This is a genomic window from Pseudomonas sp. P2S-1 (genome assembly GCF_057197725.1).
The window spans coordinates 3,730,596-3,745,721 of sequence record NZ_CM170068.1 but is presented as its reverse complement, the minus strand read 5'-3'; the positions used below and the strand labels follow the sequence as shown (position 1 = coordinate 3,745,721).

12 protein-coding genes are annotated in these 15,126 nt (G+C 61.7%); 11 read left to right on the top strand and 1 reads right to left on the bottom strand.

Features of this window, described 5'->3' with window-relative positions:
• Positions 1 to 4: 4 nt before the first annotated feature.
• From dnaK to AC2CQI_RS16550, 7 genes are all read left to right on the top strand, one after another.
• Entirely contained in the window at positions 5 to 1,924 is a 1,920-nt protein-coding gene (dnaK, locus tag AC2CQI_RS16580) for a molecular chaperone DnaK (protein ID WP_484577345.1), read from the top strand.
• Between the two features lie 192 nt (positions 1,925 to 2,116).
• Positions 2,117 to 3,241, top strand: a complete 1,125-nt coding sequence (gene dnaJ / locus AC2CQI_RS16575; protein ID WP_075803540.1) for a molecular chaperone DnaJ — start codon at positions 2,117 to 2,119, stop codon at positions 3,239 to 3,241.
• A gap of 14 nt (positions 3,242 to 3,255) precedes the next feature.
• Entirely contained in the window at positions 3,256 to 4,059 is an 804-nt protein-coding gene (gene dapB / locus AC2CQI_RS16570; RefSeq protein WP_484577344.1) for a 4-hydroxy-tetrahydrodipicolinate reductase, read from the top strand.
• 270 nt (positions 4,060 to 4,329) lie between these two features.
• Positions 4,330 to 5,466, top strand: a complete 1,137-nt coding sequence (gene carA / locus AC2CQI_RS16565; protein ID WP_484577343.1) for a glutamine-hydrolyzing carbamoyl-phosphate synthase small subunit — start codon at positions 4,330 to 4,332, stop codon at positions 5,464 to 5,466.
• A gap of 106 nt (positions 5,467 to 5,572) precedes the next feature.
• Positions 5,573 to 8,794: a carbamoyl-phosphate synthase large subunit gene (gene carB / locus AC2CQI_RS16560; protein WP_484577342.1), complete on the top strand. Its 3,222-nt coding sequence runs from the start codon at positions 5,573 to 5,575 to the stop codon at positions 8,792 to 8,794.
• The gene (gene greA, locus AC2CQI_RS16555; RefSeq protein WP_075803536.1) at positions 8,791 to 9,273 is read left to right on the top strand and encodes a transcription elongation factor GreA; all 483 of its coding nucleotides are present in this window, start codon (positions 8,791 to 8,793) and stop codon (positions 9,271 to 9,273) included. Before carB ends, greA begins: the two co-directional genes overlap by 4 nt.
• Positions 9,251 to 9,688, top strand: coding sequence for an MFS transporter (locus AC2CQI_RS16550; RefSeq protein ID WP_075803535.1), 438 nt, complete (start codon positions 9,251 to 9,253; stop codon positions 9,686 to 9,688). Before greA ends, AC2CQI_RS16550 begins: the two co-directional genes overlap by 23 nt.
• Positions 9,689 to 9,713: 25 nt before the next feature.
• On the opposite strand, the gene yhbY is transcribed toward AC2CQI_RS16550, so the two are convergent.
• A complete protein-coding gene (gene yhbY / locus AC2CQI_RS16545; RefSeq protein WP_075803534.1) occupies positions 9,714 to 10,022 on the bottom strand; it encodes a ribosome assembly RNA-binding protein YhbY in 309 nt (102 codons plus the stop codon).
• A gap of 103 nt (positions 10,023 to 10,125) precedes the next feature.
• Between yhbY and rlmE the strand changes: the two genes are divergently transcribed.
• The 4 genes from rlmE (at position 10,126) to glmM (ending at position 15,089) form a co-directional block, all read left to right on the top strand.
• Positions 10,126 to 10,752, top strand: coding sequence for a 23S rRNA (uridine(2552)-2'-O)-methyltransferase RlmE (rlmE, locus tag AC2CQI_RS16540; RefSeq protein ID WP_075803533.1), 627 nt, complete (start codon positions 10,126 to 10,128; stop codon positions 10,750 to 10,752).
• A 211-nt stretch (positions 10,753 to 10,963) separates the two neighbouring features.
• A complete protein-coding gene (ftsH, locus tag AC2CQI_RS16535) occupies positions 10,964 to 12,871 on the top strand; it encodes an ATP-dependent zinc metalloprotease FtsH (RefSeq protein ID WP_075803532.1) in 1,908 nt (635 codons plus the stop codon).
• An 8-nt stretch (positions 12,872 to 12,879) separates the two neighbouring features.
• Positions 12,880 to 13,731: a dihydropteroate synthase gene (gene folP, locus AC2CQI_RS16530; RefSeq protein ID WP_075803531.1), complete on the top strand. Its 852-nt coding sequence runs from the start codon at positions 12,880 to 12,882 to the stop codon at positions 13,729 to 13,731.
• Between the two features lie 17 nt (positions 13,732 to 13,748).
• On the top strand, positions 13,749 to 15,089 hold the full coding sequence (gene glmM / locus AC2CQI_RS16525) for a phosphoglucosamine mutase (RefSeq protein WP_075803530.1): 1,341 nt from the start codon (positions 13,749 to 13,751) through the stop codon (positions 15,087 to 15,089).
• The last annotated feature ends 37 nt before the right edge of the window (positions 15,090 to 15,126 follow it).

The following is a 15,126-nucleotide window of genomic DNA, read 5'->3' as shown; positions in this document are numbered from 1 at the left end:
TAACATGGGCAAAATCATCGGTATCGACCTGGGGACCACCAACTCCTGCGTCTCCATTCTGGAAAACGGCAACGTCAAGGTGATCGAGAACGCCGAAGGCGCTCGCACCACGCCGTCGATCATCGCTTACGCCAACGACGGCGAAATCCTGGTTGGCCAGTCGGCCAAGCGCCAGGCCGTCACCAACCCGCACAACACCCTGTACGCGGTAAAACGTCTGATCGGCCGTCGCTTCGAAGAAGAAGTGGTGCAGAAAGACATCCAGATGGTTCCGTACAAGATCGTCAAGGCTGACAACAACGACGCCTGGGTCGAAGTCAACGGCCAGAAAATGGCTCCGCCGCAAATCAGCGCCGAAGTCCTGAAGAAGATGAAGAAAACCGCCGAAGACTACCTCGGCGAGGCAGTGACCGAAGCGGTCATCACCGTACCTGCGTACTTCAACGACAGCCAGCGCCAGGCTACCAAGGACGCCGGTCGTATCGCCGGTCTGGACGTCAAGCGCATCATCAACGAACCGACCGCGGCCGCACTGGCCTACGGCATGGACAAGGCCAAGGGCGACCACACCGTCATCGTGTATGACCTGGGTGGCGGTACCTTCGACGTGTCCGTGATCGAGATCGCCGAAGTCGATGGCGAGCACCAGTTCGAAGTACTGGCAACCAACGGTGACACCTTCCTCGGTGGTGAAGACTTCGACATTCGTCTGATCGACTACCTCGTCGACGAATTCAAGAAAGAAACCGGCATGAACCTGAAGGGCGACCCTCTGGCCATGCAGCGTCTGAAAGAAGCCGCTGAAAAAGCCAAGATCGAGCTGTCCTCCAGCCAGCAGACCGACGTCAACCTGCCGTACATCACTGCCGATGCGACCGGTCCGAAGCACCTGAACGTGAAGATCTCCCGCGCCAAGCTGGAGTCGCTGGTCGAAGACCTGGTTCAGCGCACCATCGAGCCTTGCCGCATCGCCCTGAAAGACGCCGGTATCGACGTCAGCAAGATCGACGACGTGATCCTGGTCGGTGGCCAGACCCGTATGCCGCTGGTGCAGAAGACCGTCAGCGAGTTCTTCGGCAAGGAAGCGCGCAAGGACGTCAACCCTGACGAAGCTGTTGCCATGGGTGCTGCCATTCAGGGCGCCGTTCTGGCCGGTGACGTCAAGGACGTCCTGCTGCTCGACGTCAGCCCGCTGACCCTGGGTATCGAAACCATGGGCGGCGTGATGACCGCGCTGATCGAGAAGAACACCACCATCCCGACCAAGAAGTCGCAGGTGTTCTCGACTGCCGACGACAACCAGAGCGCCGTGACCATTCACGTGCTGCAGGGCGAGCGCAAGCAAGCCGGTCAGAACAAGTCCCTGGGCAAGTTCGACCTGGCCGAGATTCCGCCAGCACCACGTGGCGTTCCACAGATCGAAGTGACCTTCGACATCGACGCCAACGGCATCCTGCATGTCGGCGCGAAGGACAAGGCCACTGGCAAGCAGCAGTCCATCGTGATCAAGGCCAACTCCGGTCTGTCCGAGGAAGAAATCCAGCAGATGGTGCGTGACGCTGAAGTCAACGCCGAGGAAGACCGCAAGTTCGAAGAGCTGGCCGCTGCCCGCAACCAGGGTGACGCGCTGGTCCACTCGACTCGCAAGATGGTCGCCGACGCCGGTGACAAGGTAACCGCCGAAGAGAAGACCGCGATCGAAGCTGCCGTGGTTGCCCTGGAAGCCGCTGTCAAAGGCGACGACAAGGCTGCCATCGACGCCAAGGTCGAGGAGCTGTCGAAAGTCTCCGCGCCGGTTGCCCAGAAGATGTACGCCGAACAGGCCGAGAAGCCGGAAGCTGGTGCCCAGGCCCAGCAGGCTGACGACGCCAAGCACGACGACGTCGTCGATGCCGAGTTCGAAGAAGTCAAAGACAACAAGTAATTGCTGTTCGTTGTCGGCCGGTTGACTGATGTTTGACGTTGACTGGTAGGATGTCGCCGCGCGGGGGCTTGCTCCCGCGTTGGCGTGTCTGGAATACCCGAATTTTTTCCAGCACTGGTCTTGATGCCGGTGCTGACGGCACAGCGCTGATGCGCAGAGGTTTGCCGAACGTCCTCAAGAGTGCAAAGAACCATGGCAAAGCGTGACTATTACGAGGTTCTGGGAGTCGAGCGGGGCGCGAGCGAGGCCGATCTGAAGAAGGCCTACCGTCGCCTGGCGATGAAGCACCACCCGGACCGTAATCCCGACAGCAAAGAGTCGGAAGAACTGTTCAAGGAGGCCAACGAGGCCTACGAAGTCCTTTCCGATGCCAGCAAGCGCACGGCGTACGACCAGTACGGCCATGCCGGCGTCGACCCGAGCATGGGTGGCGGCGGTGCCGGTTTCGGTGGCGCCAACTTCTCCGACATCTTTGGCGATGTCTTCAGTGATTTCTTCGGTGGTGGTCGTGGCGGCTCCCGCGGCGGCGCCCAGCGCGGCAGTGACCTGCGCTACACCCTGGAACTGAACCTGGAAGAGGCGGTGCGCGGTACCACGGTCAACATCCGTGTGCCGACGCTGGTCAACTGCAAGCCGTGCGACGGTTCGGGCGCGAAGAAAGGCTCGTCGCCTGCAACCTGCCCGACCTGTGGTGGTATCGGTCAGGTGCGCATGCAGCAAGGCTTTTTCTCGGTGCAGCAGACCTGCCCGCGCTGCCATGGCCAGGGCAAGATCATCACCGACCCGTGCGATTCCTGCCACGGCGAAGGCCGCGTCGAAGAGTACAAGACCCTGTCGGTGAAAGTGCCGGCTGGCGTCGACACCGGCGACCGCATCCGCCTCTCCGGCGAAGGCGAAGCTGGCACCCAGGGTGGCCCGACCGGCGACCTGTACGTGGTGATCAACGTTCGCGAACACCCGATCTTCCAGCGTGACGGCAAGCACCTGTACTGCGAAGTACCGATCAGCTACACCGATGCCGCCCTGGGTGGCGAGCTGGAAGTGCCGACCCTCGATGGTCGGGTCAAGCTGAAGATTCCGGAAGGCACCCAGACCGGCAAGCAGTTCCGTCTGCGCGGCAAGGGTGTTGCCCCTGTACGTGGCGGCGGTGCTGGCGACCTGATGTGTCGTGTGGCGGTCGAGACCCCGGTCAACCTGAGTCGTCGCCAGCGCGAGCTGCTCGAAGAGCTGCGTGCTTCCCTGGAAGGCGACAGCTCCCATTCGCCCAAGGCCAGTGGCTGGTTCGAAGGTGTAAAACGCTTCTTCGGCGATCTGTAAGGAAGGAATGACGCATGCGACGTATTGCGGTAATGGGCGCGGCAGGGCGCATGGGCAAGACCCTGGTCGAAGCGATCCAGCAAGCCCCGGGCGCAGGCCTGACGGCAGCGGTGGATCGTCCGGACAGCACGCTGGTCGGCGCCGACGCCGGTGAGCTGGCGGCGCTGGGCCGGATCGGCGTACCGATCTCGGACGACCTGGCCAAGGTGGTGGAAGAGTTCGACGTGCTGATCGACTTCACCCATCCTTCGGTGACCCTGAAGAACCTGGCGTTCTGCCGCAAGGCAGGCAAGGCCATGGTCATCGGTACCACCGGTTTCAGTGCCGAGGAAAAACAGCTGCTGGTCGAGGCGGGCAAGGAGATTCCGATCGTCTTCGCCGCCAACTTCAGCGTTGGCGTCAACCTTTGCCTGAAGCTGCTCGATACGGCCGCCCGCGTGCTGGCTGACGAAGTGGACATCGAGATCATCGAGGCTCACCACCGTCACAAGGTCGATGCGCCGTCCGGTACTGCGCTGCGCATGGGTGAAGTGGTTGCCCAGGCCCTGGGTCGTGATCTGAAGGAAGTGGCGGTGTATGGTCGCGAAGGCCAGACCGGCGCCCGCGATCGCCAGACCATCGGTTTCGCCACCGTGCGTGCCGGCGATGTGGTTGGTGATCACACCGTGCTGTTCGCTGCCGAAGGCGAGCGCGTCGAGATCACCCACAAGGCTTCGAGCCGCATGACCTTCGCCAAGGGCGCGGTGCGTGCCGCCATGTGGCTGGACGGCCGCGAGGCTGACCTGTACGACATGCAGGACGTGCTCGAGCTGCACTGATCCGCCATTCGCTTTACCCGGGAGCGGGTCGGCCTTTCAGGGTCGATCCGCTGTCGCGGCCCTCTCCGATGCGCCCTGTCGCATTCCTGCGTCTTTCAGACACATCAGTGGTAGACCAAAAAAGCGTTTTTCTGTAAGCTACAGCTTTAGTGTGTCCACTAAAAGCGCGCAGATAATTCGACGAAGAAAGCGGGGTGACGTGTCTATACGTCATTCCGCTTTTTTGCAACCTGCGATCGCCCCTTCAGGCTTGATTTACGGGAGGTCTTCTTGACTAAGCCAGCCATACTCGCCCTTGCCGATGGCAGCATTTTTCGCGGTGAAGCCATTGGAGCCGACGGTCAGACCGTTGGTGAGGTGGTGTTCAACACCGCAATGACCGGCTATCAGGAAATCCTGACTGACCCATCGTACTCGCAACAGATCGTTACCCTGACTTACCCGCACATCGGCAACACCGGCACCACCGCCGAGGACGCCGAGTCCGACCGCGTCTGGTCGGCCGGCCTGGTCATCCGCGACCTGCCGCTGATTGCCAGCAACTGGCGTAACACCCTGTCCCTGAGCGACTACCTCAAGGCCAACAATGTCGTGGCGATCGCCGGTATCGATACCCGCCGCCTGACCCGCATCCTGCGTGAGAAGGGTGCGCAGAACGGCTGCATCCTGGCCGGCGACAACATCAGCGAAGAAGCCGCCATCGCCGCTGCCCGTGGTTTCCCGGGCCTGAAGGGCATGGACCTGGCCAAGGTGGTCAGCACCAAGACCGCCTACGAGTGGCGCTCCAGTGTCTGGGAGCTGAAAACCGACAGCCACCCGACCATCGAAGCCGCCGACCTGCCGTACCATGTGGTTGCCTACGACTACGGCGTGAAGCTGAACATCCTGCGCATGCTGGTCGCCCGCGGCTGCCGTCTGACCGTGGTGCCAGCACAGACCCCTGCCAGCGAAGTGCTCGCCCTCAATCCTGATGGCGTGTTCCTGTCCAACGGCCCTGGCGATCCGGAGCCTTGCGACTACGCCATCCTGGCGATCAAGGAGATCCTCGAAACCGAGATCCCGGTCTTCGGTATTTGCCTCGGTCACCAGCTGCTGGCCCTGGCTTCCGGCGCCAAGACCGTGAAAATGGGTCATGGTCACCACGGTGCCAACCACCCGGTCCAGGACCTGGACACCGGCGTGGTGATGATCACCAGCCAGAACCACGGTTTCGCGGTCGATGAGGCCACGCTGCCAAACAACGTCCGCGCCATCCACAAGTCGCTGTTCGACGGTACCCTGCAGGGTATCGAGCGTACCGACAAGAGCGCGTTCAGCTTCCAGGGGCACCCTGAAGCCAGCCCTGGCCCGACCGACGTCGCGCCACTGTTCGATCGTTTCATCGATGCCATGGCCAAGCGCCGCTAAGCATCCCTGCGAGAAGGCCCTGGACCGGTCGCGACCGGTCCAGCAGCGCCTGACCAAGATTGTTCAAGACGGCTTGCCGACTGACCTGCGGATTTGAGTGACAACCATGCCAAAACGTACAGACATTAAAAGCATCCTGATTCTCGGCGCTGGCCCGATCGTGATCGGCCAGGCCTGCGAATTCGACTATTCCGGCGCCCAGGCTTGCAAGGCCCTGCGCGAGGAAGGTTTCCGCGTCATCCTGGTGAACTCCAACCCGGCCACCATCATGACCGACCCGGCCATGGCCGACGCCACCTACATCGAGCCGATCAAGTGGCAGTCCGTGGCCAAGATCATCGAGAAGGAGCGCCCGGACGCCCTGCTGCCGACCATGGGTGGCCAGACCGCACTGAACTGCGCCCTGGACCTGGAGCGCGAAGGCGTCCTGGAAAAATTCGGCGTGGAAATGATCGGCGCCAACGCCGACACCATCGACAAGGCCGAAGACCGCTCGCGCTTCGACAAGGCGATGAAGGCCATCGGCCTGGAGTGCCCGCGCTCCGGTATTGCCCACAGCATGGACGAGGCCAATGCGGTCCTCGAGAAGCTGGGCTTCCCGTGCATCATCCGTCCGTCCTTCACCATGGGCGGCACCGGTGGCGGTATCGCCTACAACCGTGAAGAGTTCGAAGAAATCTGCGCCCGTGGTCTGGACCTGTCGCCGACCAAGGAACTGCTGATCGACGAATCCCTGATCGGCTGGAAAGAGTACGAGATGGAAGTGGTCCGCGACAAAAAGGACAACTGCATCATCGTCTGCTCCATCGAGAACTTCGACCCGATGGGCGTGCACACCGGTGACTCGATCACCGTTGCTCCGGCACAGACCCTGACCGACAAGGAATACCAGATCATGCGCAACGCCTCGCTGGCGGTGCTGCGTGAAATCGGTGTCGAGACCGGCGGTTCCAACGTGCAGTTCGGTATCTGCCCGGACACCGGCCGCATGGTCGTGATCGAGATGAACCCGCGGGTATCCCGTTCGTCCGCCCTGGCGTCGAAAGCCACCGGCTTCCCGATCGCCAAGATCGCCGCCAAGCTGGCGGTCGGCTACACCCTCGACGAGCTGCAGAACGACATCACCGGCGGTCGCACCCCGGCGTCCTTCGAGCCGTCGATCGACTACGTCGTTACCAAGCTGCCACGCTTCGCCTTCGAGAAATTCCCGAAAGCCGACGCCCGTCTGACCACCCAGATGAAGTCCGTGGGTGAAGTCATGGCCATCGGCCGTACCTTCCAGGAATCCCTGCAGAAAGCCCTGCGCGGCCTGGAAGTCGGCGTTTGCGGCCTCGACCCGAAAGTCGACCTGGCCAACCCGGAAACCCCGAGCATCCTCAAGCGCGAGCTGACCGTGCCGGGCGCCGAGCGTATCTGGTACGTGGCTGACGCCTTCCGTGCCGGCATGACCCGCGACGAAATCTTCGCCCTGACCAGCATCGACCATTGGTTCCTGATTCAGATCGAAGACCTGATCAAGGAAGAAGAGAAGGTCAAGACCCTGGGCCTGGCCGCCATCGACAAGCAACTGATGCTGAACCTGAAGCGCAAGGGCTTCTCCGACCAGCGTCTGGCCAAGCTGCTGGGCATCACCGACAAGAACCTGCGTCGTCACCGCCACAAGCTGGAAGTGTTCCCGGTGTACAAGCGCGTCGACACCTGCGCCGCCGAGTTCGCCACCGACACCGCCTACCTGTACTCGACCTACGAGGAAGAGTGCGAGGCCAACCCGTCGACTCGCGACAAGATCATGATCCTGGGTGGCGGTCCTAACCGTATCGGCCAGGGTATCGAGTTCGACTACTGCTGCGTACACGCCGCACTGGCCCTGCGTGAAGACGGTTACGAGACCATCATGGTCAACTGCAACCCGGAAACCGTCTCCACCGACTACGACACCTCCGACCGCCTGTACTTCGAGCCGCTGACCCTGGAAGACGTGCTGGAAGTGGTGCGCGTCGAGAAGCCGAAGGGCGTCATCGTCCACTACGGCGGCCAGACCCCGCTGAAACTGGCCCGCGCCCTGGAAGAAGCCGGCGTACCGATCATCGGTACCAGCCCTGACGCCATCGACCGCGCCGAAGACCGTGAGCGCTTCCAGCAGATGGTCCAGCGCCTGAACCTGCTGCAGCCGCCAAACGCGACAGTGCGCAGCGAAGACGAAGCCATTCGTGCCGCTGGCAGCATCGGCTACCCGCTGGTGGTTCGTCCGTCCTACGTACTGGGCGGCCGCGCCATGGAAATCGTCTACGAGCTGGACGAGCTGAAGCGCTACCTGCGCGAAGCGGTCCAGGTCTCCAACGACAGCCCGGTGCTGCTCGACCACTTCCTCAACTGCGCCATCGAGATGGACGTGGATGCGGTCTGCGACGGCACCGACGTGGTGATCGGCGCGATCATGCAGCACATCGAGCAGGCCGGTGTTCACTCCGGTGACTCCGCGTGCTCCCTGCCACCGTACTCGCTGCCTGCCCACGTGCAGGACGAAGTCCGCGAGCAGGTCAAGAAGATGGCCCTGGAGCTGGGCGTCGTCGGCCTGATGAACGTGCAGCTGGCCCTGCAGGGCGACAAGATCTACGTGATCGAAGTCAACCCGCGCGCTTCGCGTACCGTACCGTTCGTATCGAAGTGCATCGGCACCTCGCTGGCGATGATCGCGGCCCGTGTCATGGCCGGCAAGACCCTGAAAGAGCTGGGCTTCACCAAGGAAATCATTCCTAACTTCTACAGCGTCAAGGAAGCGGTGTTCCCGTTCGCCAAGTTCCCAGGGGTTGACCCGATCCTCGGCCCTGAGATGAAATCCACCGGCGAAGTCATGGGTGTGGGCGACAGCTTCGGTGAAGCCTTCGCCAAGGCCCAGATGGGTGCCAGCGAAGTGCTGCCGACCGGCGGTACCGCGTTCATCAGCGTGCGTGACGACGACAAGCCACAAGTGGCTGGCGTTGCCCGCGACCTGATCGCCCTGGGCTTCGAAGTGGTCGCAACGGCCGGTACCGCCAAGATCATCGAAGCGGCTGGCCTGAAAGTGCGTCGCGTGAACAAGGTGACCGAAGGTCGTCCGCACGTGGTCGACATGATCAAGAACGACGAAGTGTCGCTGATCATCAACACCACCGAAGGTCGCCAGTCGATCGCCGATTCCTACTCGATTCGCCGCAATGCGTTGCAGCACAAGATCTACTGCACCACCACCATTGCGGCCGGTGAAGCTATCTGCGAAGCGCTGAAGTTCGGTCCTGAAAAAACCGTTCGCCGCTTGCAGGATCTGCATGCAGGACTCAAAGCATGAGCATTACCAAGTACCCGATGACCGTCCAGGGCGCTCGCGCCCTGGAAGACGAGCTGACCTTCCTCAGCAAGACCGAGCGCCCGCGCCTGAGCCAGGCGATCGGTGAAGCGCGGGAGCTGGGCGACCTCAAGGAAAATGCCGAATACCACGCCGCTCGTGAAGAGCAGGGCATGGTCGAGGCGCGGATCCGCGATATCGAAGGCCGTCTGCAGAACTCGGTGGTGATCGACGTCACCACCATCGCCCACACCGGCAAGGTGATCTTCGGTACCACCGTGGATCTGGAAAACACCGAAACCGGCGATCAGGTGACCTACCAGATCGTTGGCGAGGACGAGGCCGACATCAAGAAGGGCAAGCTCTCTGCGAGCGCGCCCATCGCCCGTGCCATCATCGGCAAGGAAGAAGGTGATGCGGTCGTGGTGAAAACCCCGAGCGGCACGGTCGAGTACGAGATTGTCGAAGTCAAGCACATCTGACGACAGCCTTGGCGGGCTTCCCGTCGAGGCCATCCTCTGGCAACTGGCCCAGGTGTTCTGGGTCGGTGGCTTGTGGGTGTTTCATGTCGGGCTGGTGCCGGCATTGAAGGTCAGCAGTCTGGCGCCTCTGCTGGTGCAGGATATCTCCGTGCAGATCGACCGCTGGTTGATCGGCGTGGCGGCGCTTGGGTTGTTGACCCAAATGGCGGTGCTGCTGCGCCTGAGGGGTGTGGCGGCATTCGGAAAGCTGTTCAGCGGCAAGTTGCTGCTGGTCGGTTTTACCGCATGCATTGGTTACTACACATTGCGTTACGGCGTTTCCGCTGGGGAGCGCTGGCAGGTGTTCTGCTTCGTCGTACTGGGTTTCAGCGGTATCGCGCTGGTGGCCCAGCCCGTTCCGACCAGGGCGCGTTGAAACGCGCCACTGGCTGGAGCCACCGTCACTTGTAACGGTGGATATTGGACAGCTGCTTGTTCGGCTGCGGGTTGCGGCGGTACAGCAGGACCATCTTGCCGATGATCTGTACCTGCTCGGCACGGCCGACCTTGGCCAGCTCGTCCATGACGGCGCGACGTTCTTCCCGGTCTTCGAGCTTGACCTGCACCTTGATCAGTTCATGATCTACAAGGGCACGTTCCAGTTCGCCGAGGACACCTTCGGTCAAGCCATTGCCTGCCACGATCAGGACCGGTTTCAGGTCGTGACCAATGGATTTGTACTGTTTCTTCTGCTCGTTATTGAGCGGCATAATCTGACCCTTTCGTCTGGATTCTGTAAAAATGGCGGCCATTTTACCCGAGGGCCCGTGGCTCCGCCCAGTTAATCACGACGCTTAATCATCGAGGTGCCCAGTGGCGCAGCGTTCCAAGAGCAGCCATAACTGGCTGAGAGAGCATTTCAACGATCCTTTCGTCAAACAGGCGCAGAAGGATGGCTATCGCTCGCGCGCGAGCTACAAACTGCTGGAGATCCAGGAAAAGGACCGCTTGATCCGTCCGGGCATGAGCGTGATCGACCTCGGCGCGGCGCCAGGTGGCTGGTCCCAGGTCACCAGTCGGTTGATCGGCGGGCAAGGCCGGCTGATCGCCTCCGACATCCTGGAAATGGACAGCATTCCCGACGTCACCTTCATTCAGGGTGACTTCACCCGCGACGACGTGCTCGCGCAGATTCTCGAGGCCGTAGGTAATTCGCAAGTGGACCTTGTGATTTCCGATATGGCCCCCAATATGAGTGGTACGCCTGCCGTCGATATGCCACGGGCGATGTTCCTGTGTGAGTTGGCCCTTGATCTGGCCAGCCGGGTCCTACGCCCGGGTGGGGATTTTCTGATCAAGATCTTCCAGGGTGAAGGTTTCGACGTTTATCTGAAGGACGTTCGTCAGAAATTCGAGAAGGTCCAGATGCGCAAGCCGTCGTCTTCACGTGACCGTTCACGCGAGCAGTATCTGTTGGCGAGAGGGTATCGCGGCGAATAAGGCGTCAGCGCGGCAGCTTTCGGGCCTTCCGATAGGTTTTTCCAATCGGTGGGCCTGCCTGATGTGGATGAATATCGTGTAGTCTGAATTCACAAAGGGTTACAGACGGCGCCAACAGCCGTTGTAGGTAATGTAGTAAGTTAAGCCGCTGATTATCATGCGAGGCACGGTTGCGCCTAAACCTGCTTCAGAGGGTAGCGAATTGAACGATATGGCAAAGAATTTGATCCTGTGGTTGATCATCGCGGCCGTCCTGGTGACGGTGATGAACAACTTCTCCAGCCCGAATGAGCCGCAGACCCTCAACTATTCCGACTTCATCCAGCAAGTCAAGGATGGCAAGGTCGAGCGCGTCACGGTCGACGGTGCTGTCATTACCGGCAAGCGCAGCGACGGCGATACCTTCAAGACCATCCGTCCGGCGATCCAGGACAACGGCCTGATCGGCGACCTGGTCGACAACCACGTGGTGATCGAGGGTCGTCAGCCAGAGCAGCAGAGCATCTGGACCCAGTTGCTGGTCGCGAGCTTCCCGATCCTGGTGATCATCGCCGTGTTCATGTTCTTCATGCGCCAGATGCAGGGCGGTGCCGGCGGTAAAGGCGGCCCGATGAGCTTCGGCAAGAGCAAGGCGCGCCTGCTGTCGGAAGACCAGGTCAAGACTACCCTGGCCGACGTCGCTGGCTGCGACGAAGCCAAGGAAGAAGTCGGCGAGCTGGTCGAGTTCCTGCGTGATCCGGGCAAATTCCAGCGCCTAGGCGGTCGTATCCCCCGTGGCGTGCTGATGGTCGGCCCGCCTGGTACCGGTAAGACCCTGCTGGCCAAGGCCATCGCAGGTGAGGCCAAGGTGCCGTTCTTCACCATTTCCGGTTCGGACTTCGTGGAAATGTTCGTCGGTGTCGGCGCCAGCCGTGTGCGCGACATGTTCGAGCAGGCCAAGAAGCATGCACCGTGCATCATCTTCATCGACGAGATCGACGCCGTGGGTCGCCATCGTGGCGCCGGCATGGGCGGCGGTCATGACGAGCGCGAGCAGACCCTCAACCAGTTGCTGGTCGAGATGGACGGCTTCGAAATGAACGATGGCATCATCGTCATCGCCGCCACCAACCGTCCTGACGTGCTTGACCCGGCGCTGCTGCGTCCCGGTCGCTTCGACCGCCAGGTGGTGGTCGGCCTGCCGGACATCCGTGGTCGCGAGCAGATCCTGAAAGTGCACATGCGCAAGGTGCCGATCGGCGAGAACGTCAATCCGGCGGTGATTGCCCGTGGTACTCCTGGCTTCTCCGGTGCCGACCTGGCCAACCTGGTCAACGAGGCTTCCCTCTTCGCGGCACGTGGCGGCAAGCGCGTGGTCGAGATGAAGGAGTTCGAGCTGGCCAAGGACAAGATCATGATGGGCGCCGAGCGCAAGACCATGGTCATGTCGGAAAAAGAGAAGCAGAACACTGCCTACCACGAGGCGGGTCACGCCATCGTCGGGCGCATCGTTCCCGAGCACGATCCGGTCTACAAGGTTTCCATCATCCCGCGCGGTCGTGCGCTGGGTGTGACCATGTTCCTGCCGGAAGAAGACCGCTACAGCCTGTCCAAGCGTGCGCTGATCAGCCAGATCTGCTCGCTGTACGGCGGCCGCATCGCCGAGGAAATGACCCTGGGCTTCGATGGCGTGACCACCGGTGCCTCCAACGACATCATGCGTGCCAGTCAGATCGCCCGGAACATGGTGACCAAGTGGGGTCTGTCGGAAAAACTCGGCCCGCTGATGTACGCCGAGGAAGAAGGCGAGGTGTTCCTGGGTCGTGGCTCGGGTGGCCAGCACACCAACGTGTCTGGTGAAACCGCCAAGCTGATTGATTCCGAAGTGCGCAGCATCATCGACCAGTGCTATGCCACCGCCAAGCAGATCCTCACGGACAACCGTGACAAGCTCGACGCCATGGCCGATGCACTGATGAAGTACGAAACCATTGACGCCGACCAGATCGACGACATCATGGCAGGTCGTACTCCGCGCGAGCCGCGTGACTGGGATAACGATTCTGGCACCTCGGGCACCACTGCTTCGCAGGGTGACCGTCCTGAATCCCCGATCGGTGGTCCGGCTGCGCAACACTAAGGGCTGACATGACTTCACAGCAGTACCCAACCCGGTTGCCTTGCGGCAACCGGGTTCTTGACCTTTCCCGTGCCCATGTCATGGGTATCCTCAATATCACCCCGGATTCCTTCTCCGATGGCGGCCGTTTCACGCAGCGGGATGCGGCGTTGCGGCATGCCGCGGAAATGGTCGCGGCCGGTGCCACGCTGATCGATGTCGGGGGCGAGTCCACCCGCCCTGGTGCGCGGGTGGTGACGGCGCTCGAGGAACTGGAGCGCGTTGCACCCATCGTCGAAGCGCTGAATCGCGAACTGGATGTGGTGATCTCCGTGGACACCTCCACGCCGGCGGTCATTCGCGAGTCGGCGCGGCTGGGGGCGGGGCTGATCAACGATGTCCGCTCGCTGTCACGCGATGGCGCCCTGGATGCCGCCGCGGCGACCGGCTTGCCGGTGTGCCTGATGCACATGCGCGGCGAGCCCGGAAACATGCAGGACGACCCGCACTACGAGGATGTGACTGCCGAGGTCGGCCGCTATCTCGAAGCGCGCATGGCGGCTTGCGCGGCGGTGGGTATCGAGGCGGAACGCATAATTCTTGATCCGGGTTTCGGCTTTGCCAAGAACCTGGAGCATAATCTCAGCCTGTTCAAACATATGGACAGCTTGCAGCGCCTGGGGCGCCCGCTGCTGGTGGGTGTTTCACGCAAGAGCATGATAGGCCTGACCTTGAATCGGCCAGTCAACGAGCGGATGTACGGCAGCCTGGCGCTGGCTGCCTTGGCGATGACCAAAGGGGCGAGCATCCTGCGTGTTCATGATGTCGCTGAAACCGTCGATGTCGTACGGATGATCGCCGCTGTACAGAACGCCGAATAAAGAGTGATGGAGCATTTATGAGCAGAAAATATTTTGGTACCGACGGCATTCGCGGTCGTGTCGGGGAGTACCCGATCACCCCTGATTTCATGCTCAAGCTCGGCTGGGCGGCGGGCATGGCCTTCCGCAAGCAGGGCAACTGCCGGGTGCTGGTGGGCAAGGACACGCGCATTTCCGGGTACATGTTCGAGTCGGCGCTGGAGGCCGGTCTGTCCGCCGCCGGTGCGGACGTCCTGCTGCTGGGGCCGATGCCGACCCCGGCCATCGCCTACCTGACCCGGACCTTCCACGCCGAAGCCGGTATCGTGATCAGTGCCTCGCACAACCCGCACGACGACAACGGCATCAAGTTCTTCTCCGGACAGGGCACCAAGCTGCCGGATGAAGTCGAACTGATGATCGAGGAGTTGCTCGATCAGCCGATGACCGTGGTCGAGTCCAGCAAGCTGGGCAAGGTCTCGCGGATCAACGACGCGGCCGGCCGCTACATCGAGTTCTGCAAGAGCAGCGTACCGAGCAGCACCGATTTCTCCGGTCTCAAGCTGGCCATCGACTGCGCCCATGGTGCGACCTACAAGGTTGCCCCGAGCGTGTTCCGTGAGCTGGGTGCCGAGGTGACAGTGCTGGCCAACCAGCCGGACGGCCTCAACATCAACGAAAACTGCGGTTCGACCCATATCGAGTCGCTGCAGGCGGCGGTGCTGGTCGGGCATGCCGACCTCGGTATCGCCTTCGACGGTGACGGTGACCGCGTGCTGATGGTTGACCACACCGGCGCCATCGTTGATGGTGACGAGTTGCTGTTCATCATTGCGCGCGACCTGCAGGACCGCAACAAGCTGCAAGGCGGCGTAGTCGGGACCCTGATGAGCAACCTGGGCCTGGAGCTGGCGCTGAAGGACCTGGATATTCCCTTCGTGCGTGCCAAGGTCGGTGACCGCTACGTGATGGCCGAGCTGCTGGAGCGCGACTGGATCATCGGTGGCGAGAACTCCGGGCATGTCGTGTGCTGCAGTCACACCACCACCGGTGATGCGATCATTGCCGCGTTGCAGGTGCTGATGGCCCTCAAGCGCCGCGGCGAGACCCTGGCGCAAGCCCGCCAGGCCGTGCGCAAATGCCCGCAGGTGTTGATCAACGTGCGTTTCGGTGCGAGCAAGGTCGATCCGCTGGAGCACCCTGACGTGAAGGCGGCGTGCGAGCGCGTCACCGAGGAAATGGCCGGGCGTGGTCGCGTGTTGCTGCGCAAGTCCGGAACAGAGCCTCTGGTGCGTGTGATGGTCGAAGGCGACGACGAAACCCAGGTCCGCGGCCACGCCGAAGCCCTGGCAAAACTGGTAAGTGAAGTTTGCGTTTGAATTGCGCTTGCCAGCCATGAATTGGTTGGGTAACATC

Bases quoted from the DNA above. Each gene is read 5' to 3' on its own strand.
- dnaK (WP_484577345.1), top strand. From the start codon at position 5: ATGGGCAAAATCATCGGTATCGACCTGGGGACCACCAACTCCTGCGTC.
- dnaJ (WP_075803540.1), top strand. From the start codon at position 2,117: ATGGCAAAGCGTGACTATTACGAGGTTCTGGGAGTCGAGCGGGGCGCG.
- dapB (WP_484577344.1), top strand. From the start codon at position 3,256: ATGCGACGTATTGCGGTAATGGGCGCGGCAGGGCGCATGGGCAAGACC.
- carB (WP_484577342.1), top strand. From the start codon at position 5,573: ATGCCAAAACGTACAGACATTAAAAGCATCCTGATTCTCGGCGCTGGC.
- greA (WP_075803536.1), top strand. From the start codon at position 8,791: ATGAGCATTACCAAGTACCCGATGACCGTCCAGGGCGCTCGCGCCCTG.
- yhbY (WP_075803534.1), bottom strand. From the start codon at position 10,022: ATGCCGCTCAATAACGAGCAGAAGAAACAGTACAAATCCATTGGTCAC.
- ftsH (WP_075803532.1), top strand. From the start codon at position 10,964: ATGGCAAAGAATTTGATCCTGTGGTTGATCATCGCGGCCGTCCTGGTG.
- folP (WP_075803531.1), top strand. From the start codon at position 12,880: ATGACTTCACAGCAGTACCCAACCCGGTTGCCTTGCGGCAACCGGGTT.
- glmM (WP_075803530.1), top strand. From the start codon at position 13,749: ATGAGCAGAAAATATTTTGGTACCGACGGCATTCGCGGTCGTGTCGGG.